Genomic DNA, 1153 nt, shown 5'->3' with positions numbered 1-1153 from the left:
CGGTGTTATGCCACTTCGGCCCTGGGCTGGGCCGTTGGTGTTCTTCGTGCTTCTGCCATCTGATGCTCGAACGTGATCGGGGCGAGCCCGTCGTTGGCGCTGTGCCTCCTGCTGGTGTTGTGGAAGTCGGCGATCCAGGTCGCGATCTTGATGCGGGCCTCGGCCCGGGTGGTGAAGTGGTGGCGGTGCACGGACTCGACCTTGAGCGTTGAGTTGAACGCCTCGGCGGCGGCGTTGTCGAGGGCGCACCCGACCCGGCCCATCGACTGGGTGATGCCGTGCCGGCGGCACGCGGCCGCGGTCCTGGCCGCGGTGTACTCCGACCCGCGATCGGTATGAAAGATCACCCCGTCGACGTCGCCGCCGCGCGTGGCGGTGGCCATCTGCAGCGACGCCACCACCAGGGCCGCGTCGTGGTGGGCCGACATGGCGTGGCCGAGCATCCGGCGAGAGAACAGGTCCTCGGTCGTGGCGAGGTAGAGCGGCCCCTCGCCGGTGTCGGTCTGCGTCACATCCCCGACCCACAGCACATCCGGCGCCACGGCCGTGAACTTGCGGCGTACCAGGTCAGGTGCGGCCGGACGCCTTCCCTGCCGGGTCAGCGACCTGCGCCGTCCGGGTGCCCGTCCGGCCAGGTCGAGCTCGACCATCCGAGCGGCGACGGTGTTGGCCGACACCGTCCATCCCTCGTCCCGTAGGTCACGGGCGATCCGCGGGGAACCGTAGGTGCCGCCCGAGGCGGCGAACAGCTTCTTGATCTCCTCATCCAGCCGGTCCCGCCGCTGCTCGCGGGCGGTCGGCCTGCGGTTGATCCACTTGTAGAACCAGGACTGCGAGACCTCCAAGGCCCGGCAGGCGATCGCATGCGGGATGCCGTGCTTGGTCCTCTGGGACGCGATGAACTCCACCCGCGATCACCGGTTCATCGAGTCCTTCACCCACCCGGCCACTGATCGCTTGAGCACCTCACGCTCCATCTCAAGCTCAGCGCGTTCCTTCTCCCAGACCGCCTTCTCCTTGGCGTGCTCGCCGGCCATCTCGGCCTTGAGCCGCCGCAGCCCGGCCAGTTCCTGGCGATCAGACCCGCTCAACGCACCACCCCCGGTCTGACCACCGGCCTCGCCGTTGTGCTCACGGTCCAGCCTCACCCAGT

At 69.0% G+C, this 1153-nt stretch carries 2 protein-coding genes; both read right to left on the bottom strand.

The genetic code is table 11. The features are described 5' to 3' along the window. Window positions 1-5: 5 nt before the first annotated feature. Complete coding sequence (locus E1298_RS47085; RefSeq protein WP_131903823.1) at window positions 6-908, bottom strand: IS3 family transposase; 903 nt, start codon at window positions 906-908, stop codon at window positions 6-8. Window positions 909-914: 6 nt separating this feature from the next. Further along, window positions 915-1153, bottom strand: a 239-nt coding sequence (locus E1298_RS49160; RefSeq protein WP_207945295.1) for a hypothetical protein, incomplete at its 5' end; no start/stop codon positions are given.

Origin of the sequence: Actinomadura rubrisoli (genome assembly GCF_004349215.1) — a bacterium.
Lineage (GTDB): Bacteria > Actinomycetota > Actinomycetes > Streptosporangiales > Streptosporangiaceae > Spirillospora > Spirillospora rubrisoli.
This window is presented reverse-complemented; position numbering and strand designations above follow the sequence as displayed.